Source organism: Leptospira andrefontaineae (assembly GCF_004770105.1).
Classification (GTDB): Bacteria; Spirochaetota; Leptospiria; order Leptospirales; family Leptospiraceae; genus Leptospira_B; species Leptospira_B andrefontaineae.
On record NZ_RQEY01000005.1, the window covers coordinates 74,028 to 98,649 of the forward strand.

The following is a 24,622-nucleotide window of genomic DNA, read 5'->3' on the forward strand; positions in this document are numbered from 1 at the left end:
AGTTCTGTAAACCAAAGGGCAAGGTTGCAATGAGTTCGATGTGAATTCGAGCTTAAAAGACCTTGCCCTCTCTATGTACGGATGATAGACTGGTTTTAGCATTCGTCTTGCTGATAGGAAAGATCCGAATTGTTACGATTGCATATAATTCTGGCCTTTGTGGCAACAGCCTTGCTCTTTGCAGTCGCAGATAGACAGCAAAGGCGGGACAGAGAAGAACCTGATTTCTCTTCTTCTCCCTTACTGAGTGTGATGGAGGGAGAAATTTCCGACCACAATACTCATCCTACATTCAAGTTCTCATTTTCAGATCTCAAGGGCAGAGCTAGAGCACTATCTAAATTACGTTACATTCCACCTAAACATTCCACTACGGACTTTTTGAAAGGTCTTCCTTGGAATCAATATAAGAACATATTTTTTCGTCCTGAAAAATCGGTATGGAAGAAAGAAGGAAATCCTTTCCAATTACAGTTTTTACATCCTGGACATTTATATAATACGAATGTAAGAGTATTCGAGGTGAGAGGTGATTTTGCGAGAGAGATCCCATACGATCCTTCTTCATTCGACCTTTCTAAATTAAAAGGTGTAGGGGAACTTCCGCCTAATTTAGGTTATTCGGGATTTAAGATCCATTTTCCGATCAATACACAAGAGCATACGGACGAGTTTGCAGTTTTCCAAGGCGCAAGTTATTATAGGATCATTTCCAAAAAACAATGGTATGGGCTTTCTGCTCGAGGGATCGCAGTCAATACCGGTATGCCTTATCCGGAAGACTTTCCTTCTTTCCGGGAATTTTACGTAGTTAAACCGGATAAGACTGACTCTACGATCACTGTTTATGCTCTTTTAGATGGAAGGACTGCAACCGGCGCATACGAATTCCAGATCACTCCTGGAAAAGTTTCTGCAGTAAAAGTAAACGCAGAGGTGACTCTTAGGACAAAGGTGGATCGACTAGGGATTGCTCCTTTGACCAGTATGTATTGGTATAGTGAGACCAGAGGAATTCCTAAAGGCCAGGCTTATCCTGAATCTCATGACTCCGACGGATTATTGATCCATTCAGGAAAAGGAGAATGGATCTGGAGACCTCTGGATAATCCAAGACGTAGTACAACATATTCTTTCCCGGATGAAAATCCAAGAGGGTTCGGACTGATCCAAAGAGACAGGGAATTCCAAAATTACCAACATAGTGAGATGAAATACCAGCTCAGGCCGAGTGCTTGGGTGGAACCTGAACTTCCTTTTGGAAAAGGTTCAGTTCATCTTTTAGAAAATCCTACTATCCAAGATTCGGATGATAATATGGGAGCATACTGGATGCCGGAGCCTATTCCTCAACCCGGAACTCCATTCGATTTTTCTTATACAGTTCGTTGGCCGGATACTGATCCACTTCCTGATTCTATGGCAAAAGTGGTGGCGACTCGGATAGGTGATGCACAAGGAGAACCTGATCTGAAAATGTTCTATGTGGATTTCAAAAGTTCTTCTTTAAGTTCTTTGGATCCATTTGCATATATCCAGGCAAGAATAGACACCGGAGAAAACGCCGAATTATCCGAATATTCTGTCCAAAAGATAGAAGAGACCGGGGTATGGAGACTTACTTTCGGAGTGTATCCTAAAAATAAATTTAGGCCTTCTGATCTAAAAGCTGCATTAAGCAGAAACCAAGAGATCATTTCTGAAACATGGAATTTCGTACTTGAGCCGAACTAAGAAAAAGCAAGAAAACTTGGGCAGCTCGGTTCTTTCAGAAAAATCCGATCTCTCGAAAGAATGGGAACGTCTGGAACTTTACTTAAGAGGAATGGGGATAGAAGATAGTTTAGAGATCCATAATATTCTTTCTAATGTTTTTGAAAAATCCAAGTCCTCTGAAAAAAACATATTCGAAATTTTTAAGGAAGAAACTTCCGTCAAACTTCATCGCGATTGGGAAAGTAGTCTTCCTCCGCTTGAGCCCGGTTCTATGGTCCCTAGACCGATCGATTTTGGACCACTTGCAGATCTTGCTTCTCCTTCTGCAGAAAAACCAGAGCCCGTTGCATTGGTTTTAACAGCATTATTCTGGGCTGCAGTTTATATCTCTCTTGCATTTTGGTATTTCTCATGAACGCGGAAATTTTTCCCACTAGTATACCGGAGCCGGGTGGTATCTTAAGGGAAGCGTTCGATTCCAGGAAATTTACGTATAGAAGGTTAGGATTCGTCGGGGTTTTGGGACTTCTATCCTTATTCGGGATCTATTTAGAATATCGTTTTCTTCTAATAAACGGGATCTCTCCTTTGGAATGGGCAACACTTTTGCTTTTCTGCTTTTTATTTCCTCTATTGGCGTTCGGTGCAACTACTGCCATTTTTGGAACGATCCAAAGAATAAGGGGAGGAGATCCTACGCGTATCTCCGGTTTGATCGCCGGGCAAACAGCAAGCCCGAAGGAACTCCCACCAACCGCAGTAGTGATTCCAATCCATTGCGAAGATGTGGCGAGAGTCGCCGCAGGTTTGGAATCCATGATGAAATCCGCGGCCTCTGTTGGCTTAGGGGAAAACCTAGACTTCTTCTTATTATCCGATACGACAGATCCTGATATTTGGCTACAAGAAGAGAAGGCATTCTCCAAACTTTCCAGAAAACCGGAAACAAAGGGAAGGGTATATTACAGAAAAAGAAGGATTAACCTGAACAAAAAATCGGGGAATATCGCGGACTTTTGCAGGAGATGGGGAAGACGTTATAGATACATGATCGTTTTGGATGCGGACAGTTTAGTAACTGGCGAATGTATGCTAAACCTGATAAAACTCATGGAAGCAGTGCCTAACGCAGGTATCATACAGACAGTCCCTAAGATCATTCGAGGAAAAAGTTTATTCCAAAGATTGGCCCAATTCGGGACTTGGCTTGGAAATCCAATTTTTGGCGCAGGCTCTTATTATTGGCAGGTATTTTCAGGACCGTTTTGGGGGCATAATGCGATCGTAAGGCTAAAACCTTTTATGGAACATTGTGGTCTTCCCGGTTTGCCTGGAGAAGGTGCCATCGGTGGAAAGATACTCTCTCATGATACGGTAGAAGCTGCATTAATTAGAAAAGCCGGATATACTGTTTGGTTTGCTTATGATTTAGAAGGTTCTTACGAGGAATGTCCGCCTAATCTTCTGGAAAGTTTGAAAAGGGACAATCGTTGGTGCCAAGGAAACCTACAGCATTTCTGGTTTTTATTCGTAGGTGGACTACGGATCTCTAGTAGGATCCATATTCTTTTGGGGATACTTTCTTACGGAAGTTCTCTTCTTTGGGCATTATTACTGGTTGCGACCAGCTTTACCGTAATGGCGGATACTGATTATTACCGTCTGGCATCTATTCCGGAAGAATGGGCTCAATTCCAGGAGAGTATGTATCTTCCCGTCTTCTATGGATTACAGATTTATACTATTCTAATATTATTCATGCCTCGTATTCTTTCTTTTCTGGACGGTTTGTTTTTTCGCAGGAAAGAAAGTGGGATCGGATTTTTTTCATTTATAATTTCTTTTTTTATAGAATTTATCCAATCGGTGATCTTGGCTCCAGCGTATATGGTTCAGTATACTAGATTCCTCTGGATGACTTTCTGGAATAGAAAGATTGAATGGGGACCTCAAAACAGGGACCCGGCACAAGGGATTGATAGAATGGCCGCTGCTCGCGCATTACTTCCTCAAGCGTTCTATGGCACTGGAATTTCTATCTGGTTATTCGTTTATTATCCTGTACTTTTTTATTGGCTGCTACCAATCACAGGTGGCTGGCTTCTTTCTTATTTCTGGGGAGTATGGACTTCTTCTTCTAAACAAGGAGAAATTTGGAAAAAACGAGGATTTCTTTTAACTCCTGAAGAAACCAAACAGAATACTCTTTTGTCGGATACTGAAAATTTAGAAAAAGAATATTCCGAATTCTTGGATGGAATGGGATCAGGAAGAGGGATTTTTCTTTCCGTTGTAGATCCTTTACTATTTCGTTTTCATACTTCTCGTTTGAGATCTAGGAAAAAAGAATCAGATGCTCGTAAAAGATATATGAATGCTCTGGTTTCTAACTGGAAAGAATACGGTCCTGATTCTTTAAATTCCAAAGAGATGAACCGGATTCTTTGGGACAAACGTACTTTGAATGACCTTCATTTCTGGTTTTGGGAAACAGATCTTTCTAAAACACATCCTTGGTGGAAGGAAAGATTTTTAGAATACCAAACCAGGATACGCAAAGAACAGATCGTTTCCTGGTTTAGGTAGAACAAGTTATCTCACTGCTTTATAGATCTCTTCTCTATCCCCTTTAGAAAATACGAACTGCCAGAGTTGGATCTTTCTAGAACGAAACGCACCGGCACAGCTTAAAAGATAGAATTCCCACATACGTCTGAATCTTTCTCCGTACTTCTTCTGGATCTGATCCCATCCCTTCTCGAAATTATTATACCAAGCCATAAGTGTCTTATCATAATCAGGGCCGAAATTATGAAGATCTTCTAATACAAAGAGGCTTTCGCTCGCCTTAGTGATCTGTGCCGCGGAAGGTAGATGTGAATTCGGAAAGATATATTTTTCGATCCATCTATCCGTTACCTTATTGGAACTGTTGGACCCTATCGTATGAAGCAAAAATAATCCCTTCTTCTTTAAAGATCTATAAACTATTTCCATATAGGTCCTGTAATTCTTATAACCTACATGTTCCATTTGCCCTACGGAAAGGATAGAATCGAAATTATCTTTCAGATCTCGATAGTCCTTAAATTCGTATTTTATATTTAGATCTTTGGATCTTTCTTCAGCAAGTGCCAATTGTTCTTTCGAAACGCTGATCCCAAATACTTCCGCTCCATATTCTTTGGCAGCATGCCTAGCAAGTCCTCCCCAGCCACATCCAATATCTAAAACTTTCATTCCTGGTTGGAGGTCCAACTTCCTGCAGATCAGATCCATTTTATTTTTTTGGGCCTGGTCTAAGGTATTTGCATTCTTCCAATACGCACATGAATAGACCATTTCTTTGTCCAACATTAGTTCGAATAGGTCGTTCCCGAGATCGTAATGTCTTTCCCCGATCACGAACGCTCTTCTTTTCGATTGGCGGTTTAATATTACGGATTCAAGATATAGAAAAAAGTTCCCCCATGTTTTAGCGGCCTTTTCTATTCCTTTATCTAATAATCTTCTGACTGTTTCGTCGAATCTTCCACATTCGAACCAGCCGTTCATATAAGCTTCTCCTAAACCTAAAGAACCGTTGCTGAAAATTTTTTCGAATAATCTATCGTCCTTTACTTGGATGTCCCAATCTGCATTTCCTCCGAAGTTGACTCCCGCTTTCGCAAATAATTCTTCTACCTTACCGCGAACTCTTTCTTTCCACATGACGCCCTCCCTAAACAATCGCAGTCGCCGATAAAATACTCGATTTTTGAAAGGAAGAAAAGTAAAAAAGATAGAAGAAGGTATTAGACTTTATTCTATTCTACCAAACGTCTGTTAGTCGAATGATGTAACTTATTTGATAAGATCTAAGATCGAATCTTGGATCTCTTGGATTGTATCTTTTTGCAATCTTGGATCCGGATTCACGTTAGAGGAAATTGCGGACTTGGAAGCTTCTTCCCAACGGAAAGAAAATAGGTCATTATGAGAGATATATGATGATTTATATTGAGATTGTAACGCTTCTACCAAATATTTATATTCGGGAAAGTTACCTCTATCCGTATAAAGTATAGGAGTTCCTGCAAAGTAGGACTCGCTTAAGATACCATAACCAGGTTTTGTCAGTACAAAGTCACATGCCCTAAGTAGATCCGGATAATGGCAATTCGGAATGGTGACAATACCAAGATTATTTTTTGCCTCTATCTTCCATTCAATTCCTCCGATCACGATCCTTCTTTTTGATGGATCCCATTCTTTCCAATCGAAATGAGAAGAGTTTATCCCGTAAGCACCGAAGGAAAATAGATAATACTCTATACCTTCTTCGAAACCGTAATATCTTCTGGCTTCTTCTTTGTTTAGATTCGGTTTACGCCCTAATAATCCTATATTTTTGGTCGAACGAATAGAAGTAATCGGACAGGAAAGGGGAAGAATAAGTCCGAGATCACAGAGAGAATATTCTTCTTTTAATTCTTCGGAGTATGTTTGGAATATTGAAGATTCATAATATGAATAGATATAGTCCCAAGTAAAATTTCCCAAAAACAAAGAAGGTATCTTTAGATCGGAAGAGATCCTAAACGGAAAGGAAGAAGAATCAGACCAAATAAGATCCGGCCTTTCCTTTTTGAGATATTCCGATTCTGATTCTAAGAGGGATTCTTTATTCTTCTTAAATTCTATAATTTCAGACTCTGTAGAATCCAGATCCATTCCGAGAGAATCTTTTTGGACTATACCCACATCCGATTTTGTTTTTCTGAATTGGATCTTATGTCTGACTTTTCCCCAAATTCCGGAAATATCTAAAGAGTTTGCAAATTCCTCTCCTCTGGGAGAATGAATGGTCGCGGTCCATTCAGGATTTTGAATTAATATCTGGAGGATTGCTTCTAAGCTGCGACTGATATGACCGAAACCGTGGCCGCTTACAAATGCGGAAATATGGATCTTTTTCATTAACGATTCTGTCTAAGAACTTCGTACATTAGAATTCCGGCAGACATGGCCAGGTTTAGACTATCTGCCACTCCCTTCATCGGAAGAGAAATATATTGATCACTTTGGGATCTTGCGTATTCGCTTAGTCCGTACTGCTCGCTACCGAAAACAAGTGCGACCTTTCCTTTCAGATTTGCATCCCAATGAAGTGACTTGGCCTCCGGGGTGACTGCAATTGTTTTGTATCCGGCATTTTTAAGAATAGGGTATAGTTCTTTAATATCAGACTGATATACATCTAGTGTAAATAATGTGCCTGTAGAAGAGCGAATAACGTTCGGATTGAATAGATCTAATCTTGGGTCGGCAACAAATACTTTGTGAAATCCGGCACCTTCTGCTGTTCTTAAAATGGTTCCTAGATTTCCAGGCTTTTCCACACCTTCGATGACTAAAACAGGATCTGTTGAAAGTTTTGTTTTAGAAGATAAGGAGAAGTCCGGTAATTCAGCAGTAGCAATCAAACCGTCAGGTCTGTCCCTATAGGAGATCTTTTCGAAAATCTGTTTCGGAACTAGGATTGTTTTTGCATCGATGGAAGATACAAGATCTTCTTCATTTTCTCCTAAGTAACATGCAGGGCATGTGAGCAAATATTCGAATTTAACTTTGCCGGAAACTTGTGCTCTTTGGATCTCTCTAAAACCTTCAATGAAAAATGTGCCGGACTTTTCTCTGTTCTTTTTTTCTTTTAATCCGGAGATATACTTCAGCTTTTCATTCGAAAAACTGCTGATTTCCAAAATATTCTTTTTCAAAGTTTTACTCTATTAGAATAAAATACACAATTGGAACCCGCAGGATGTAATCTTCCTGTAGTTTCCGAGATGGAAAGTTCTTCCGTTAGATAATTCCCAGGAGTTTTGATCCTACCTTCCAAAATTCTTCTAAGAGCAAGAGGACTAAATCCAGTGGAATGGCAGGTTAAAAATACGAACTCAGGCTTATTATTGCAAAGTTGCATAAGCAGATCCATCATCTCGGGTAGATCTTTTTCTATTTTAAAAACTTCTCCGCTAGCACCTCGTCCGAAAGTAGGAGGATCTAAGATGAAACCTATATATTTTTTTTCCCTGCGAATCTCTCTATTCAGGAATTTTAATACGTCTTCTATGATCCAACGTACTTTTTTACCTGCTAGGCCGGAAACTTGCGCATTCTCTCTGGCCCATTCTACCATTCCTTTGGAAGAATCCAAATGACATGCGTCTAATCCGCCGGCTAATACGGATAAGGTGGAGAGTCCTGAATAAGCGAACAAATTTAGAACTTCTCCCTGTCCTGCAAGTTGAGAAGAAACATTTCGAATACGATCCCAGTTGCTCAATTGTTCCGGAAAAATCCCTAGATGTCCAAAAGGAGTAAAACGTATCTTAACGGTCAAAGGTGGTAATTGGATCAGGAACTCGTCTTCTGAATCAGGTCTGGAAGCGCCGGATCCTTTCCAGCTCCAGTTTCCTCCACCTTTATCACTTCTATGATATTCTCCATCAGCATCTTTCCAAAGCGTGCCCTGAGTCGGCGGCCAGGCTGCAACCGGAGAAGGGCGGATCACTTTATATGGACCCACTTGTTCTAACTTTTTGAAATTCCCGGAATCGATGAGTTGGTATGTATTTTTATTCGTGCTCATATGTTCTGATCCAAGGGCTCGCATTTTTTATAGATATGCACCTTGAAGTATTTCCCTTCCGGAAATTCCTTACGTGTAGGATGATCCGGTTCGGGTCTTAATTTGAAAAGATCCTTGTACTTCCATCCTTTGTTTGTTAAGGTTTCCCGGCCAATCTTTTCGAATTCGGACTCCAGGATTCTTCCGGAACAAGATAATAAGATCAGGTCTCCTCCAGGTTCCAGATGAAAGAGTGCCTTAGAAATTAGACTTCGATATGCCTTTTTACCTGCGGGAACTGCGGCTTGGTTCGGAGTTAGATTGGGTGGATCTAAAACGATCAGTGAAAATTTTCTATCTTCTAAAAATCCCCAGTCTTGGAATAGATCGGCTCGGATAAGATGATGTTTTCCTTTTGTAAGGATCGTATTCTTCTTCTCGAAATTTAAGATCTCATTTTCCGGTAAAATATGGGATGCAAATTCTTCTAAAGCTTCTTTAGCGCCATCGGCGGAGAAGACCGACTTTGCCCCTGCTTCTTCCAAACATACCGAAGTTAGACCGGTATGTGAAAATAGATGTAGGCATTCCCTATTTATAGCTAATTCCGGTTTTTCTAATATGTATTGGCGAAGATTTCTTACATCTAAAAAGAATCCTCCTTTCTGGCCCGGGATCTTAGTCTTCCATCGTACTTGATTTAGAAAAATCCCTTCTTCATAAGGAATTTCTTTTTTACCTCGTAAGAATCGAATTGGTAAAGATTTTTCGGAACCGATACGATGTGGAGAGATCCATACGATCTGTTCTGGAATTGGCTCTTCCGATCTGGAAGCGGCAGAATATAGATATCGAACCACTAATCTGGAAAATGTTCTTAATGATTTAGAATAGGTTTGGACAACCCAGGTTGAGCCATATCGATCCACTGTGACTCCTGGAATAAGATCATTCTCCCCGTGTAAGAGTCGGTATGCGTTTGTTTTTGCTCGAAGAGGTTTTCTGAGTTCTAATGATCTTTGGATCGTTTGTTTTAGTTGGAGAAGCGAGAATTCATTTCTTCTTTGTATGATACGTATTCCGATCGGACCGGAAGAAGAATAGATCCCGAATCCTAATGTTTCATTCGATCCGGAAACAAGCCTCATCCAATCTCCGTCTTGGAATGCGGAGATTGCAGTGGATAATTTTCCGTTTAAGATCCAAGGATGTCCTGAATTCAAGACTGATTCGGTTGTTTTGTTTAATTGGTATCTTCGAAATCGATTCATTACAAAGTACATAAAAAAGGACAGAGAAAATAACCCTGTCCTTTTCAAAATATCAGCCTTGAAAAATTTTACTTTTTCTTAGCGTCGTCGTAAGCAGTATCAGTTGCTCCAGTATAGATCTGGCGAGGTCTACCGATTTTCATATCAGGAGATTCTATCATTTCTTTCCATTGAGCGATCCAACCTGGAAGACGTCCCATAGCAAACATTACAGTGAACATGTTCACAGGAATTCCAAGTGCACGGTAGATAATACCGCTATAGAAGTCTACGTTCGGATACAATTTTCTTTCTACGAAGTAGGAGTCTTTAAGAGCTGCTTCTTCCAATTCTTTAGCAATATCTAATAGAGGGTCATTTACTCCCAGTCTGGAAAGAACTGCGTCACATGCTTTTTTAATGATCTTAGCGCGTGGGTCGAAGTTTTTATAAACTCTATGTCCGAATCCGGAAAGACGGAATGCATCATTCTTATCTTTTGCTTTTTCTACGATCTTTTTCACAGGAAGACCGGAAGCTTTGATCTCCAAAAGCATTTCCAAGACTTCTTGGTTTGCTCCACCGTGACGAGGTCCCCAAAGTGCACAGATACCTGCAGAGATCGCTCCGTATAAGTTTGCGAGAGAAGAACCAACTAAACGAACTGTGGAAGTAGAACAGTTTTGTTCGTGATCAGCATGAAGGATTAATAAAAGGTTCAGGGCTTTTACAATTTCAGGATCGATATAATAATCTTCACTAGGAACTGAGAACATCATATTCAAGAAATTGCTGCAATAATCCAGGTGATTCATTGGATGAACTGTAGGTTGGCCCAATGATTTTTTATACGCGAAGGAAGCGATCGTAGGGAACTTCGCTAAAAGACGAACCATAGAGATATGTCTATGGTCCGGATTTTCTGGATCATAAGAATCTTGGTAATAAGTAGAAAGTGAACCGATCATTGTGGACATGATCGCCATTGGGTGACCATCTTTAGGAAATCCATTATAAAGACGTTTTAGATCTTCATGGATCAAAGTGTGCATGGTAAGCTCTTTGTCCCATTCTTGTAATTCCTTATCGGAAGGAAGACGGCCGTATATCAAAAGGTAAGCTACTTCGGTGAAGCTAGATTTTTCGGCCAATTGTTCTATCGGGATCCCACGGTATCTTAAGATTCCCAACTCTCCATCCAGGAATGTAACTGCGCTAGTGCAGGCACCGGTATTTAAATAACCGTTATCTAATGTAATGTATCCTGTTTGCTGTCTGAGTTTGGAGATGTCTATGGCCTTTTCGTTTTCTGTTCCCGTAATGATGGGTAGTTCATATTCTTTACCGTCGATTTTTAAGATTGCGGTGCTTGCCATTTTTTACTCCTGTTAGATGAATGATATCGGACGAACCGGCATAATGTAGACCTGAGGACAGAGAAGCGAAATTGAAAATTCTGCCCGGTCCTTAGAACTATCCCATGGATCTGAAATTCTAGACAATCCAAAAAAAAGAATCCGTCTTGTCTGCTTAGCGGTTTTTGTACTGCCTTAAACTTTGGTAATTATAATAGTTCGACGTTACGATCCTGCAATAATCACGGGGTTCTTTTAGGGGAAGTTCTTCCAAAAAGTGATTAAAATCTCCATGATAATGATTTCGTTTCCATTTTCTGAGATTTCCAGGACCACCGTTATAAGCGATTGAGGCCCATTTCAAATCGTTTTCATTGGAAGAAAGAAGGTATTTTAGGAATTTTGCACCCATTTGGATAGAAATTTCTGGATCAAAAAGAGAATAAGGACCGAGTCCCAAACCTTGGGCTAACCCTTTTCCGGTAGGTCCCATAATCTGCATGAGACCTCTCGCATTGGAAGAAGATACGGCATTCTCCTTAAAAAAGGACTCCTGTCTCATCACTGCATACACAATATCTTCTTCGATCCCGAAAGATTGGGAATAATGAGAAACAATATCCCTATGAGGTCTTGGATAGATCCTAGAGGCTAGTTTGGAAGGGAGAAGTATCACATCATCAGGGATCCTTCTTCTTTTCATTAGATTTCTTGTATGGAATACAGTCAGGTATTGGTTGCCGGTAACTTCTCCGAGAGCCGCAAAAATTTCGTCTTTTTCTTCTTCGGAAGTTCCGGTTTGTAAGACGAATTTATCCACCAGAGAACTAGCATACGCCATCTCTCCGATCTCTAAATATTCTTTAGCGTTTTGTAATAGAGTATTTCCTCTGACCTTACTATGAGCAGAATCTATCCGAACATCCAAGGAGAATGAATCCGGAAAGTATGCAAATTCAAGATCTCTTCCTATGATCTTATCCGAATATTTTGGATCACCGGCTGTCAAAGAAAGATATTCGAATAATGTATCCTTATTTCTAAGAGGACTGTCCGGTTTTTGAATAGAAGAGATCTCAGTTGCAAATTCTTCTCGGATGACTCTTGTATAATAGGAACCGGGAATAGATCTATAATAAGATTTCAACCAAGAAAGAAGTTCATCCTGTTTTCCTTTGGATTTTAAACTTCTCAAATACCAATAGACTAATCTACCTTTTACGGGAAGATTCGGGATCCTTTTTAGAGCCTCTTTCCAATACAATTCTTCTAAGAAATGAGAATGGTCCCCGATCAAAAGATCGATCAGCTCGTCTTGGCGGATCAGGTTATAAGGATTTTTTTCGAGAGAAGAAAGTAGACCGTTAAAATATTTATCCCTTTCTCCCAATCGTTTATAAGCCCTGGCATATGCATACTCCACGGATTCGGAGGAAGATAGATTTGTTTTTTCTAATAGATCCAAACCTGATTTAGCAAGGTTCTGATTGGAAAGTTCCACAGACATGGCAGCAGTAAATTCAGGAAAATATTCAGCATAATGTTTATGTTTGGAGAAAAGAGAGGAAAGTCTTTCCGGATAATATTGGACTAAACCTCTTGCGGCGGCCTTCCAACTTTCAGGTCTTTCGAAACTGATAGAGCTGAAATATTGGTGAGAAGATATAAACGATTTCTTATCACTTGCATCTAAGAAAGGAAGAAATAGAACTCCTTTCTCCAAAGGGATCTGTTTGTAAAAAGATTCTCCCTTCCAGGTCCTTAAATCGGTATAAATATCTTTTTTAACATAAGAAGGAACATTCGCATCTTCTGCAAGGGCGTATAAAAGATTTTCTCCCTTCTGGACTTCTCCGAATTTATATAATGCCTTGGCGTATCTGTAATAAGCCATAGCACCGAAATATTCTTTTTTATCCCTCTCCGAAAAACTTTCGGCGTAATCTTTTGCTTCTTTGAATTCTCCGTTTTCGTAATGGATGCGAAGGATTTCCCCAATCACATTTTTATAAATAGGATCATACTCAGGAGGGAGTTTTTTGAGATAAGAGATAAGTTCGGAAGAAGATAAACTTTTTCTTTTTACCATTTCCTCATATAATTTCCAAAAACTCATTTTGGAGACTGCATTCATCGGAGGAAGAGGGTTCTTTATCAGGCTATGAAGTTCGTCCTTGGTAACGCCTACGACAAGCCTTCCTTTTAAAAGAGAGACCAGGTATCTGAATTTATTACCTTCATCTCCGTCCGGATGGGTTTCATGGAAGCGGACAAGAGCATACACCTCGGATTCTTTGGAAGGGGACCTTTCCCGGAAAATCCTGCGGATTTTTTCTAAACTATAGGATTTGACCAAGTATTTTAGGTCTTCATCCGCAAAAAGACTGCCGACAACTAGAAACGGGAGTAACCCCAGAATCGTTTTTTTCATGCGATTCTTCTCACTTAATCTGCCTTAAAAAGGGTTCAACTCCAAAAAAGGAGTCTTTATGCATATATCGGTATCAAATACAGAATGGCCTGAAATAACTTTAAGTCATCCGGACTTCGTAAGTAAAAAACAGGATCGAAAACCTGATTCGGAAGTCATTCGACTCAAAACAAAAATTTTAGATCATTATAGCGGAAGTATTCTCACACATTTGAGGCCTTCTCAATGTTTCAGATCGGACTTATTCGGAAGATTTGTATTCCATTCTCCTCGCCTAGATTGGATCAGAGAAGATGGTATCACTGAAAGGGAAGAAAAACTTTTACGTTTATTCTTCCAAGAATTGCTGGATGAGCTAAAAGGAAATCTAGTTTGGGACCCCGAATTATTCTTTTTATGTTCTGCATTCTTATTATGTGAAGATAGAATTCGAGATTACCAAGAATTGGTATATTCTTTCGGAGAAGATTTGAAAGAAGCAAAAGAAGGAAGAAGATTATTATACTTCATAGGCGCAATCTCAGAATCAGAAAGTTTTCTGAAAGAAGGTTTGGAAAGAAAAGAGAAACTTGCGTATCGTCATAAACAACAAGGGCTAAACCAAGAAGAACAGAATGAATTATTCGATTTGGTAATTTCTTCCCAAGAGCCTGATCTGGCCGGACTTGCCTATTTCTATTTCAAAGATAAAAAAGAAGGTATCCGAAACATAAAAGTTTTAGATGCAAGTATCGCAAGAAGGATAGAAGAATTTTCCAGAACGGAAGCAGACTTCTTCTTAGATCAGTATTCTCTCAGACATCCAATTCTGGATAGATTCTTCTTAGTCAAAAAATGTAAGCCGAGAGACTTCGTATTTGAATGGATCTCCGAGGAAAAAAAGAAAAACGGTAGAGAAGAATTAAAAGAAACTCTACGTGATTCTATCCAAGAAGGGAGTGACGATTCTTTATTCGAACGTTATAAGATCCTAAAAGAACAGGGGATGTCTTACACGCTCAGACCATTCGAACTTTTGGTTCTTTGGAATTCCACCTTAGCCGGGGAATTGGATTCTGAAATGATCTCTGTCCGATCCCAAACTCCGGGTTCTTATTTAACTCAAAGAGCCATTGCAGTCCAAGAATTTAAGGACAAAAAGTTCGAAGCGTTCAGAGAAAGATTAATTCAAACAGGAAGGTTCCAATATTCTCCTGAAATGGTTTATCTAAAAGCGATCTCTCTTTTAGAAACCGGACCTGTGGAAGAAGGAGTCCAGCTCATGGAGTCCTTGGTCCATAAGTTTACGCAGTCCGATTTTTTAAGATTGGTTCTGGACAGATATAAGGGCAAGAGTTAAGAAAAGAATGTTCTTGCTCAAACGATAAGTATTTTCTAAAATTTGCCCAAGACCCTATGGCCATCACCCAAGAACAGATCCTAGAACTCCAACGTCATCAAAAGATGATCCAACAATTGGAGAAGATCATAAGACTTTCCAAAAACGACGAACAGAAGTATAGGGCCACTCGGGATTTGGATAAATATCGAAATCGAATGAGGGAAATTTCTCCGGAGGGGATCCCGGATAATCTCGAAACTGCTGCTGAGCAGATACGTATGTTCCGTGAAAATCCGGATGCTGCAGGAAGGATCTTGGCCAAGTATCCGATCATGAAAATTTCTCCGAATTCTAACGATACTGAGGTGAACCAGATCGGGACTTGGATCAATGTATTAGATCGGGAATATCTTCCTATATTAAATGAAACTCATATTCGTTTCGACTTCTCTCATGGAAATGAGAAGGACGGAGTGGTCAAACATATGGAGAATATCCGCCGAAATATCAAAGTTTTGACGGAGACTATCGAAGAATACCAAGCCGCTGAAAAACAAGATTTCAGAGAACAGCTTAGCCGGATGAAGAATAAACAAACCCGTATTTTTATCGCGGAAGCATTCGAGATGTTCCAAAAGTTTAATGAATTCCTCTCCAAGGTTTTGGGAGAATTTAAAGCCGGCGGGGGAGTGATCATGAATATAGAAGATAGGATCACTTTTAATCCTCGTTTCGAGAAGGCAACTGAGCTGGAAGGCAAATCTATTCCGGAAGCCTTGGACGAATTTAGAGAATTCACCGCAGAAGTTTTGGATCGGATCAACGTTCCGAATATCAAACATTGATAAATACTAAAATTAGAAAACTTTCTTCCGATGAAACTCCTCCTATGGATTTGTTACTTCTCGCAGATCCGAATGAAAAAATTGTACAGTCGTACTGGGACAGAGCAAACTGTTATGTACTCGAGTCTGGAAATTCGGAAATTTTAGGAGTTTATGTACTTTTGACGACTCGTCCGGGAACTTCTGAAATCATTAATGTAGCAGTGAAAGAAGGGGAGCAAGGCAAGGGGTTTGGAAAAAAATTGGTGCTTCATGCGATTTCCCAGGCAAGAGAAGACGGTTTTCATACCCTCGAAATTGGGACAGGCAATGCAGGAATTGGCCAGTTGGGCTTGTATCAAAAATGCGGGTTTCGAATTACCGGGATCGATTTCGATTTTTTTACCAAAAATTATCCGGAGCCGATCTATGAAAACGGGATCCACTGCCGGGACATGATCCGATTGAGTCTGGACCTGTAAAAATAGCTCCCAGTTTAAAAAATTCCTTTTCGGAAGGGGCGGGTCCGGTTTATTAGTGTATAAACCGAAAACCTGCGGTCTTTCGCAAATAGGATTTTATATTCATGGCACTTGTTAAGAACTCCTCCGAAGTTACAAACTCCACAATCGGCGAAAATTCCTACTTTAACGGAAAATTCTTCATCAACGGATCCTTAAAGATTGATGGAAAGTTCGAAGGAAAATCTCTCCAAGCGGAACAATTGTATATCGGAGCTTCCGGTAAAGTTCGCACAAACATCACTGCTGCCAGCGTCATTATAGAAGGTATCGTAATCGGAAATATCACTGCTCGTAACAGAGTGATGCTTCTTCCTACCTCCAGAATTTTGGGAGATATCCGTACACCGGAATTGATCATCCAAAACGGAGTGGTGCTTGAAGGACGTTGTATCATTTCCAGCGACCTAAAACATTCCAACAAAGATCATATCGAATTGGAATATGCTAAGGACTCTTTAACCTTAGAAAGACTTTTCGGTAAACAAACAGCAGCTAAGGAAGCTTAATCTTCCGGTATAGGCCTTGATTCCCATCCTTATCACAGAGGGAGACCCTTGTGGGATCGGGCCTGAAATTCTTCAGATGTCTTGGGAGAAGTTGAAAACCTTCTCCGGGCAAAGACAAATCCTACTCATTAGTTCCAATTCTTCTCTTTCTTATCCTGGTTGGCAGGAGATCCAAGATCCGTTTTTACTCAGCTCTCCTGGGCTTTATCTTTGGAGAACCTCCGCACTTTCTTCATCTGAACAAAAATCTTTGGTGATCGGTAAGCCTGGTTCTACATCCGGTAAGGCTGCATTTGCAAGTTTAGAAGAAGCGATCCGCATCCAAAAGAAGATCGGTGGCAACTTGATTACACTTCCATTAAGTAAAGAATGGGTGATCAAGGCCGGAGTAAAAAAATTCACGGGACATACGGAATATCTGGCAGAAGTATATAAGAAAAAAACGTATATGCTTATGGCAGGAAAAGAACTGAATGTCCTTCCATTAACAACTCATGTTCCATTGAAGAAGGTACCTTCTTATTTAAAGAAGATCCACTTATCCAGTTTCATCTCTGCAGTCGGTTCTGCTCCTATCTCAAAAGGAAAAATCGCATTCTTAGGTTTAAACCCTCATGCAGGAGAAGGTGGAAAAGTCGGCGACGAAGAGAAGAAGATACTAATGCCGATCATCTCAAAGATGAGGAAGGCCGGCTTAGATGTTACGGACCCGATCTCTGCAGATAGTGCGTTTAGCGAAACTTCCAGGGCAAAATATTCTTTGTTTTTGGCATGTTACCATGACCAAGGGCTCATCCCATTCAAAATGTGGGAGGGAAAATTTGGAGTGAATGTAACTTTGGGACTGGATTTTATCAGGGTTTCTCCGGATCATGGGACTGCTTTTGATATCGCAGGTCTCGGAAAAGCGGATCCGGAGAGTTTTCTGCAATGTTTAGAGTGGGTGTCCGGGCGGATTTCTGCCGAAAATGATCTTAGGAGATCTCATTGATGTTTCTCGCCCAGTCAGGTTCCTTATTGCAGCAGATCGTATTTCCCATTTTTTTGATTTGGTTCGTTGGTTTGACTTTGGTATTGATCCGAAATGATATAGAGATCATTTGGAAGATCGCTACATTTTTCGTTTTCGTATTTTACTTCTTCCAATTCTTTCCTGAATTAAAAGAAGCTTATGAAAGATTATCTAAATCTTATCCTTCCGAGATTTTGAGCTGGCTCTATGGGATCCCGAGAGCGATTTATTTTTTCCTATTATTCCTTTGGCCAATCGCAGTAATCCGCATGTATTACACTGCTTCTCCTGTTTTAGCCAATATGACTGCGAGGACTTTGGTTGCAGCGACCTTGGCGTATTGGATTTTCTTTTTGGTGTATCATCAGTTCACGGGGCAGATCGATGAGTTTTTTAAGACAAAGTTTATTGAATGGATTACGATCGTTCCGACTGGGAAGTGAGAAGGTTTTTCTTTTATCTTAAAAGCTAAAAACCGTTTCAATAAAAGTATTCAAACTCATTAATGATCCGTTATAAAAGATTTATTATAACTAGTTCCTTTCTTCTCTTTCTTTTTTGTCACAAAGAACCGCAAAACAATCAATTGCTATATCCTATTGAAATGCCCGGAGTCTGGAAGGAGGTAGGTGTTAACGATTTACGATCCGGAAATACTTTCGTCTTTTCTAAAAGAGGAGCTGTTGTTTATTATATAGATCCAGCTATTTGTGTAAAAAAAGAGAGAGCAATGATTGGAGAATATGTTCTCAGCAAAATAGGGCTTCATATTTATTTTTATAAATTTCTCCAGTTGGAAGGCGGCAATCTGGAAAAAATCGAAAAGAAATGCGGATCGGGAGATCCTAATGTAAAACTCGATGAGAAGCTCGTTATCTTAAATATGGGTAGTATGAAATTAATAGGCTTTGGCGACTTTAAACAGAAGAAGACAAACTTTGATTTTGAGGATCTTACTACCTTTGAGACAGGTGGAAACGAATTTTATAAATTTAGTATATTCCCTGAACACTTCCAAGAGATAGTCGATCATGAAGTTAAGGATGACAGAAGACTAATTCTTAAAAATCAGCATGTATTTATTCGGAATAATACGGGAAAAGATATGCAGGTTAGTTTTGATTAGATATATGTTTCGGAAAAACTAATTTTTATAATAACTCATCATCCGCTCCAATTCGAATTCCTTGAGCGGATGCCTATACTTGCTAAAAAAAATATCTTCCTATTTGGTTCCTGTTTGAAACTCATTTACAAATAGGACATGTTCCTTTCCAAAGGTATTATACTCTCCGAAAAATACGAACAAGGCAATAGAGTCCCCTTTTTTTACTTCTTGGTGAAGAAAGGGAACCAGGTTTTCCTGAAAGAGCAAAGTGAAGCTCTTATTTTTCACCTTCATCTTGAGTTCGTATTTGAATAGAGCTACATATCTAGGGTCTAAATTAATAAACTTAGAAAGAACTTGAGCAGATCCCAGGGACTCTTTTGAAATGCCTTTCGGAAATTCAGTCCATTTCATTTGGATTCTATATTTATTTGTAAATATGGACAATCCATGGTCTTTTTCGGCATCTACTCCGTCAGTCAGCTTTATGATTTCTTCAAAAGAAGATGGGAGATAGCTTGCAAAGTTGAATCCAGATGGAACTTCCTGCTGCTTGACATTCCCAGAACTACAAGTATAAAAGAAGGAAACAAAATAAATAACACACAGAACTTTTTTCATTGAACCTCTGAGAATTCCGCTAAACCTTATATACTCAAATTCGGAAATTCGATTTTAGGTATATTTAATATACTGGATTTTTATGGATAGTGGAATTTCTTTCTTCACTGCCGAGTCTGCGTCAATTCTAAACATTCCAAATGTATTAAAGTCGGTAGATAGAATCATCCATCCAATGGAGGATTGTCGAATAAATCACTCGATCCGGATCCAAAACCGATGAAATTTGAATTGAAATTATCTTAACCTAATTCCACATCCAATTTGTGGGAATTACCAAGACAGAGTTATTCAATAAGAGGCAGAATAAGATTGCCTCCTATGCAAAGGCCCTTGGGCATCCGGCCCGTATTGCAATCCTCGAGTCTATCCTCAAAAGAAAAGCCTGCATTTGTGGTGACTTAGTCGACGAATTAGGGCTTGCCCAGGCCACGATCTCCCAGCACCTAAAAGCGCTGAAGGAGGTGGGTATTTTGCAAGGGACCATAGATGGCTCTTCTGTATGCTATTGTATCAATATAAAAACATGGGAAGAGATTGGAGGTTATTTTGGTCCATTGCTTACCCAGATCCCCGAAAGCGGAAATTCCTGCTAAAACCGCTTGACTATTAATCGTAATATTGCGATTTAACGATTAATGTCTTCTTTAGCAGAAATATTAAATGAAAAATGTTCTTGTTCTACTTTGAATAAAGAACGCCTAAATGCGGAAGCATACAAATTCACAGTTCCCGAAGTAAGAGCCCAAGGGATCGAACATTTTTATTCCGAAACACCTTCCTTCATTAATATTTCGGATAAGAATAAGATCCGCCAAATTCTCAATTCTATCCGGAACGCTTTACGTTTGCCTGAACTAAGAGATCGAATTTTATCGAATTATGATCCCGAAGTTAGGGCGGGAAATATTACAGGAGGAGTATTTCTTAGTTTAGATTTTCATCATACAAAAGAAGGCCCTAAGCTCATCGAGATTAATACGAACGCGGGCGGGGCTTATTTACAGCTAAAACTTTTAGAAGCACAGATTAAATGTTGTGAGATCGTTGATATTGCTATTCAGAATGCGGAAGCTCTCCGAAATTTAGAAGAAAAATTCTATTCTATATTTCTTGATGAATGGAACTCCAATGGGCGGCCCGGAAGACCGGACTTTATTGCTATCGTGGACGAAAATCCTTCCGGTCAGTTCTTATATCCTGAGTTCTTGCTATTTAGAGATCTATTCAGATCCAAAGGTATCCGCTCTGAAATTTTAGATCCGAGTCAAATCGAACGAATCGGAGATAGTCTTTATTTCGAGGGAGAGAAGATCGATTTGATCTATAATAGATTGACCGATTTTCATTTATCAGAAGTTCCGAATTCTAAAATTCGAGAGGTTTGGCAGAATGGAAATGTAATCATCACTCCGAACCCGATTGATTACGATTTATATGCTCGAAAAACAAATCTAAACGTTCTTTCGGATAATGAATTTCTGATAAAGGCAGGTCTTAATAAGAAGGATTCGGAAATCTTAATATCAGCTATTCCGGATACCAAAATCGTAACCTCTGCGAACGCAAGCGAACTCTGGGAGAAACGAAAGAGTATATTCTTTAAACCTAAAGAAGGTTTCGGCAGTAAGGCAACCTATTACGGAGGAAAACTTACAAAGAATAAGTTTTCTGAGATCGTAAATGGAGAATATATAAGTCAGGAGTTTGTTCCGCCTTCCGTTCGTGTCACATCCATTTCTGGAGAAGAAAAAGAATTAAAAATGGATATCAGGGCATATATTTATAAGGATGAGATCTTAGTTTTAGCAAGTCGCTTATACCAAGGCCAGACTACGAATTTCAGGACTCCTGGAGGAGGATTTTCTCCTTTGTATACATTGCCTGAGATTGTATAATACCAAAGAATATTGAATCTATAACCTATTTCCTTTCTTACTTTAGTTTTCTCTTAGTTTAGTCAGCCGAAGTCCTATATTCGAAAATTCCAAAGGACCTTGGGAGATACGATATGCATCCAGTCCCTTCTTCCTTAAGATTTCCACTGCTTCCTTTGAAAGAATACAATACTTTCCACGGCAGTAGGCCACGATCTTTTTGCGTTTAGGTAGGCTGTCCAATTTGGATTTGAGCTCGTTTAGCGGTATGGATACCGAACCGGGAACATGTCCAGAATTATATTCGTTTTCCGGCCTTACATCCAGAAGAAGTACGTCTTTTGAGGATACACGTTTTAGAAAATCCTTATAATCCAATTCTTTTAACTCGTTCTCCGGATTGAAAAAAGAATCCATTTCAACTTGTATTTCCGCGTTGAACTCTTGACCTATAGAGGAGATCGTATGGAAAATAGTAAGTCCCGCTTTTTCTATTTGGTAAAAAATACTTCGACCTTCCTTCCTATCTCTTACTAGTCTCGTTTCCTTTAAGACCTGTAGATGGTGGGAAGTCGCAGCGACGCTCATGCCAATCTCTTTAGACAAAAGATCTACGTTCTTTTCCGCTTGAACAAGAAGATCCAATAGTTCTATACGTTTTGGGTCGGAAAGTGCCTTTCCGTATTTGGAAAGGGAAGAATAGATGAAATTCTTAAATTCCCTTCCGGTTTTCGAATTGTTCATATTTCCTCAAATATTCAAATATACATTTGAATATTTGATTGACATTAGTCAATCAAATATTAGAAATAGGATTTATGAAAGTTAGGGATAGCGGAATGCCAGAAGCAGCTTACTGGGACACACTTTTCGATGTCTCGTTGGCATTGGAAAGAATGGATTTGATCCGAATAAACGGGAATATCGTGGAATTCGGTTCCGGATACGGGACTTTTACCCTTCCGCTCGCGGATAAAAATAAAAGTACTATTCTTGCTTTCGAAATCGAACCGGAACTGGTTCGGGAATTAATGGAAAAGGCGAATTTATACCATTATGAAAATATTTCGGTTCGTGAAAGGGATATTGTAGCTTCAGGGACCGGGTTGGAGGGAAACTCCGTGGACTACGTAATGATCTTTAATTTATTACATCATGAAGATCCTGTTTCCATTTTAAAAGAGGCGTTTCGGATTTTAAAACCTAGAGGAATTGCTGGACTCATGCATTGGAATTATGATCCTAATACTCCCCGAGGACCTAAGATGGAGATCCGTCCTAAACCTGATGAGATTTATAGTTGGGCTATCAAAGCAGGATTTAAAATTGATTCGGAAAAACCTATCGATCTGCCTCCTTATCATTATGGGTTTATCGCTACTAAACCTATGTAAAAAATTCGCGTCTAATCCCAGACGCGACGAACTATCATTGTTTCTATTAGGTTTTAATTTCTTGTAGTTGTGTTTGCTTGCGTTCTTTATTCGTTATCTTCGCAAAAGTTTTTTCGTACTCCGGATGAACTGTTCCAAAGAGATAATCCCAAACTGTGGTATAAAGTCCGTAATTATATCTGAAACTTTGGTGGTGCATATCATGGTTGGTATTTGAATTTACCAATTTTAAGATCTTATTCGTTCCCATCCAGCTTGGGAAAATTTCATATCCGCTATGACCTAGAACATTCCGTATGATCTGAAAAGTCATAAAGATCATCAAGGCCAGAGGATGGACAGGAAAGATTGAAGCCACGATCGGCATGATGAGAGAATGGATCAAAGCCTCCCAGGGATGAAAAGAGTAGGCCGTCCAAGGAGAAGGTGTGACTGAATCATGATGCACCTTATGAACTCTTTTATAGAATAGGCGAGTATGCATTAATCTATGAGTCCAGTAAAAATAAAAATCTTGTATGCCTAAGATCAATATTGTGCTTAAGATCAGATACCCCCATCCATAATCTTCTATACGTTCGTAAAACTTAAAGTAGCCGTATTTTCTAAATAAGAATACGATCAGAGTTACCGAAGTATAAACGATTACTGAAGAAACAGAATATAAGAATTCTTTTCTAAACTGAGATGGTTTTGCATTCTTATCTTGGATCTTTCTAAATTGAAACGGATGTTTCCAAATATAGAAAATCAAAAACGCGATACCCGCAAATATAAAGTATCTTAGAAAATCTATTAGGAATATGATTGGGATTTGGGGAACCAAATCCATCATGTATTGAAATAATTGTTTGTGAAAGCACATGTTCGATCCTTCGCTCCTGTGTCGGATTTGATGGATTAGAACATTTTTTCAGATTTGAATCCGATGGATTTCGGACAATGTCTGATCGATTCCGGATTCGATCGGTTATTTTGCGGAATTGTTTTGTTTTCTAAAATCGCTTGGAGTCATTCCCACAATTTCTTTGAAGGCTCTATTGAATGGGGCAAGAGATCCGTAGCCCAAATCCATTGCAATCCTGAGCACCTGGAAATCGTTTTTGCTCGGATTAGAGAGCATAAACTTCGCTTCTTCGATCCTATAATGATTTAGGAATTCGTTGAAGTTTCGATATCCCAGACCTTTATTTATGAGCCTACGGACCTTCTTCTCTGGAACGGCTAACTGTTTAGCCAAGGCCAAGATGGTTAGGTTTTCTTGCAGAAATATCTTTTTGTCTCTCAAAAGAGAATTCAGTTTTTGTAAAAGGTTCTCGTCTAAAGGATCTTCGGTTTCTTCTTCTTTTTGTATTTCTTCATTGGGGAATACATTCTCTCTGAATTGGAAGATCCGAAAGGAAATGAAAAATACCAATACAAATATGAAAGAAGAATTGATCAGGTCTAATTGAGCGGAATAACCGGCATCCTTTGTGATCACTTCCATCAATACGACTGACATACTATAGAGTCCGGTTACCCAGGAGAAGATGACCCTAAATTCTCTTCTAGATTCAAGTAAGTCTATATTCTTATCTTTTAAAACTTTCCCTAAGGTGAGTAAGATAAGTGTAAGATAGAATACCTGAGGCATGCTGAATAAAACTTTGGCAAATATAGAGGCTTGCTTTCTGATATCCGAAGCCAGAAAAACATAAAAACAGAATATATTCAGAAAAAGAAATAATACCCCATGCCAGATCTTTAGTTTGAATCCGTCTTCGAATAGGCTGGATACAAATAGATAGAAAAAGATGGAAACCGAAAAACAACCCGTATGGACAAGTATCAGAATAAATATGTTTGTAGAATGATCCAACCAGGGACAAATAAAATAAGCGATCAAAGAAGAAGTGAATAAACTTCCGAGGAGACTACGCGTACTTAGTTTTACTTGGACCAGAAAGTTTAAGATCAGAAAGCCCAACTGAGCGATCGTGGCCGCTTTTAGATAAAGGATTAAATCGGTCGTTTCGAACATTTGTTTTGAAAATATATATTTTATCGGGGGCTTCTTTTGGGAAAGAA

At 39.4% G+C, this 24,622-nt stretch carries 24 protein-coding genes; 13 read left to right on the forward strand and 11 right to left on the reverse strand.

The features are described 5' to 3' along the window. Positions 1 to 171: 171 nt before the first annotated feature. Genes EHO65_RS02140 through mdoH form a run of 3 tightly spaced genes read left to right on the forward strand, consistent with a single transcriptional unit; the run spans position 172 to position 4,302 of the window. Positions 172 to 1,734 (forward strand): OpgD/OpgG family glucan biosynthesis protein, encoded by a 1,563-nt coding sequence (locus EHO65_RS02140; RefSeq protein WP_244243407.1) that lies wholly within the window; start codon positions 172 to 174, stop codon positions 1,732 to 1,734. After that, positions 1,721 to 2,131 carry a hypothetical protein gene (locus tag EHO65_RS02145; protein WP_135772571.1) on the forward strand — a complete coding sequence of 137 codons (411 nt, stop codon included), beginning with the start codon at positions 1,721 to 1,723 and terminating at the stop codon, positions 2,129 to 2,131. Before EHO65_RS02140 ends, EHO65_RS02145 begins: the two co-directional genes overlap by 14 nt. Then, positions 2,128 to 4,302 carry a glucans biosynthesis glucosyltransferase MdoH gene (mdoH, locus tag EHO65_RS02150; protein ID WP_135772572.1) on the forward strand — a complete coding sequence of 725 codons (2,175 nt, stop codon included), beginning with the start codon at positions 2,128 to 2,130 and terminating at the stop codon, positions 4,300 to 4,302. Before EHO65_RS02145 ends, mdoH begins: the two co-directional genes overlap by 4 nt. Positions 4,303 to 4,308: 6 nt before the next feature. Here the strand turns inward: mdoH and cfa are convergent, their stop codons facing one another. From cfa to EHO65_RS02185, 7 genes are all read right to left on the reverse strand, one after another. Further along, positions 4,309 to 5,427 carry a cyclopropane fatty acyl phospholipid synthase gene (gene cfa, locus EHO65_RS02155; protein WP_135772573.1) on the reverse strand — a complete coding sequence of 373 codons (1,119 nt, stop codon included), beginning with the start codon at positions 5,425 to 5,427 and terminating at the stop codon, positions 4,309 to 4,311. 132 nt (positions 5,428 to 5,559) lie between these two features. Further along, positions 5,560 to 6,675: a glycosyltransferase family protein gene (locus tag EHO65_RS02160; protein ID WP_135772574.1), complete on the reverse strand. Its 1,116-nt coding sequence runs from the start codon at positions 6,673 to 6,675 to the stop codon at positions 5,560 to 5,562. After that, positions 6,675 to 7,475 (reverse strand): TrmH family RNA methyltransferase, encoded by an 801-nt coding sequence (locus tag EHO65_RS02165; protein WP_135772575.1) that lies wholly within the window; start codon positions 7,473 to 7,475, stop codon positions 6,675 to 6,677. The genes EHO65_RS02160 and EHO65_RS02165 overlap by 1 nt, the downstream gene beginning before the upstream one ends. After that, entirely contained in the window at positions 7,472 to 8,374 is a 903-nt protein-coding gene (locus tag EHO65_RS02170) for a class I SAM-dependent methyltransferase (protein WP_425269318.1), read from the reverse strand. The genes EHO65_RS02165 and EHO65_RS02170 overlap by 4 nt, the downstream gene beginning before the upstream one ends. Beyond that, positions 8,347 to 9,600 (reverse strand): class I SAM-dependent rRNA methyltransferase, encoded by a 1,254-nt coding sequence (locus EHO65_RS02175; RefSeq protein WP_244243408.1) that lies wholly within the window; start codon positions 9,598 to 9,600, stop codon positions 8,347 to 8,349. Before EHO65_RS02175 ends, EHO65_RS02170 begins: the two co-directional genes overlap by 28 nt. Before the next feature lie 68 nt (positions 9,601 to 9,668). Beyond that, positions 9,669 to 10,955: a citrate synthase gene (locus EHO65_RS02180; RefSeq protein WP_135772577.1), complete on the reverse strand. Its 1,287-nt coding sequence runs from the start codon at positions 10,953 to 10,955 to the stop codon at positions 9,669 to 9,671. Positions 10,956 to 11,109: 154 nt separating this feature from the next. Further along, the gene (locus EHO65_RS02185) at positions 11,110 to 13,365 is read right to left on the reverse strand and encodes a lytic transglycosylase domain-containing protein (protein WP_135772578.1); all 2,256 of its coding nucleotides are present in this window, start codon (positions 13,363 to 13,365) and stop codon (positions 11,110 to 11,112) included. A 58-nt stretch (positions 13,366 to 13,423) separates the two neighbouring features. On the opposite strand from EHO65_RS02185, the gene EHO65_RS02190 reads away from it, so the two are divergent. The 7 genes from EHO65_RS02190 to EHO65_RS02220 all read left to right on the forward strand — a co-directional run bounded on the left by EHO65_RS02190 (position 13,424) and on the right by EHO65_RS02220 (position 18,678). Then, on the forward strand, positions 13,424 to 14,704 hold the full coding sequence (locus tag EHO65_RS02190; protein ID WP_135772579.1) for a hypothetical protein: 1,281 nt from the start codon (positions 13,424 to 13,426) through the stop codon (positions 14,702 to 14,704). Positions 14,705 to 14,760: 56 nt separating this feature from the next. Beyond that, positions 14,761 to 15,531: a hypothetical protein gene (locus tag EHO65_RS02195; protein WP_135772580.1), complete on the forward strand. Its 771-nt coding sequence runs from the start codon at positions 14,761 to 14,763 to the stop codon at positions 15,529 to 15,531. Continuing rightward, complete coding sequence (locus EHO65_RS02200; protein ID WP_244243409.1) at positions 15,528 to 15,992, forward strand: GNAT family N-acetyltransferase; 465 nt, start codon at positions 15,528 to 15,530, stop codon at positions 15,990 to 15,992. The genes EHO65_RS02195 and EHO65_RS02200 overlap by 4 nt, the downstream gene beginning before the upstream one ends. A 104-nt stretch (positions 15,993 to 16,096) precedes the next feature. Further along, positions 16,097 to 16,540 (forward strand): bactofilin family protein, encoded by a 444-nt coding sequence (locus EHO65_RS02205; RefSeq protein WP_008592184.1) that lies wholly within the window; start codon positions 16,097 to 16,099, stop codon positions 16,538 to 16,540. 76 nt (positions 16,541 to 16,616) lie between these two features. Further along, a complete protein-coding gene (locus tag EHO65_RS02210) occupies positions 16,617 to 17,531 on the forward strand; it encodes a PdxA family dehydrogenase (RefSeq protein WP_135772972.1) in 915 nt (304 codons plus the stop codon). Beyond that, positions 17,531 to 17,995, forward strand: a complete 465-nt coding sequence (locus EHO65_RS02215; protein ID WP_135772581.1) for a hypothetical protein — start codon at positions 17,531 to 17,533, stop codon at positions 17,993 to 17,995. Before EHO65_RS02210 ends, EHO65_RS02215 begins: the two co-directional genes overlap by 1 nt. A gap of 143 nt (positions 17,996 to 18,138) precedes the next feature. Next, positions 18,139 to 18,678: a hypothetical protein gene (locus EHO65_RS02220; RefSeq protein WP_135772582.1), complete on the forward strand. Its 540-nt coding sequence runs from the start codon at positions 18,139 to 18,141 to the stop codon at positions 18,676 to 18,678. Positions 18,679 to 18,777: 99 nt separating this feature from the next. On the opposite strand, the gene EHO65_RS02225 is transcribed toward EHO65_RS02220, so the two are convergent. Then, a complete protein-coding gene (locus EHO65_RS02225; RefSeq protein WP_135772583.1) occupies positions 18,778 to 19,281 on the reverse strand; it encodes a hypothetical protein in 504 nt (167 codons plus the stop codon). A gap of 266 nt (positions 19,282 to 19,547) precedes the next feature. Between EHO65_RS02225 and EHO65_RS02230 the strand changes: the two genes are divergently transcribed. Then, a complete protein-coding gene (locus EHO65_RS02230; RefSeq protein ID WP_135772584.1) occupies positions 19,548 to 19,877 on the forward strand; it encodes an ArsR/SmtB family transcription factor in 330 nt (109 codons plus the stop codon). Between the two features lie 42 nt (positions 19,878 to 19,919). After that, positions 19,920 to 21,179: a circularly permuted ATPgrasp domain protein gene (locus tag EHO65_RS02235; RefSeq protein WP_135772585.1), complete on the forward strand. Its 1,260-nt coding sequence runs from the start codon at positions 19,920 to 19,922 to the stop codon at positions 21,177 to 21,179. A 42-nt stretch (positions 21,180 to 21,221) separates the two neighbouring features. On the opposite strand, the gene EHO65_RS02240 is transcribed toward EHO65_RS02235, so the two are convergent. Further along, a complete protein-coding gene (locus EHO65_RS02240) occupies positions 21,222 to 21,902 on the reverse strand; it encodes an ArsR/SmtB family transcription factor (RefSeq protein WP_135772586.1) in 681 nt (226 codons plus the stop codon). Positions 21,903 to 21,976: 74 nt separating this feature from the next. On the opposite strand from EHO65_RS02240, the gene EHO65_RS02245 reads away from it, so the two are divergent. Then, positions 21,977 to 22,552: a class I SAM-dependent methyltransferase gene (locus EHO65_RS02245; RefSeq protein ID WP_135772587.1), complete on the forward strand. Its 576-nt coding sequence runs from the start codon at positions 21,977 to 21,979 to the stop codon at positions 22,550 to 22,552. Positions 22,553 to 22,598: 46 nt separating this feature from the next. On the opposite strand, the gene EHO65_RS02250 is transcribed toward EHO65_RS02245, so the two are convergent. Then, on the reverse strand, positions 22,599 to 23,417 hold the full coding sequence (locus EHO65_RS02250) for a sterol desaturase family protein (protein ID WP_135772588.1): 819 nt from the start codon (positions 23,415 to 23,417) through the stop codon (positions 22,599 to 22,601). A gap of 105 nt (positions 23,418 to 23,522) precedes the next feature. Next, positions 23,523 to 24,575, reverse strand: a complete 1,053-nt coding sequence (locus EHO65_RS02255) for a helix-turn-helix domain-containing protein (RefSeq protein ID WP_135772589.1) — start codon at positions 24,573 to 24,575, stop codon at positions 23,523 to 23,525. Between the last annotated feature and the right edge of the window lie 47 nt (positions 24,576 to 24,622).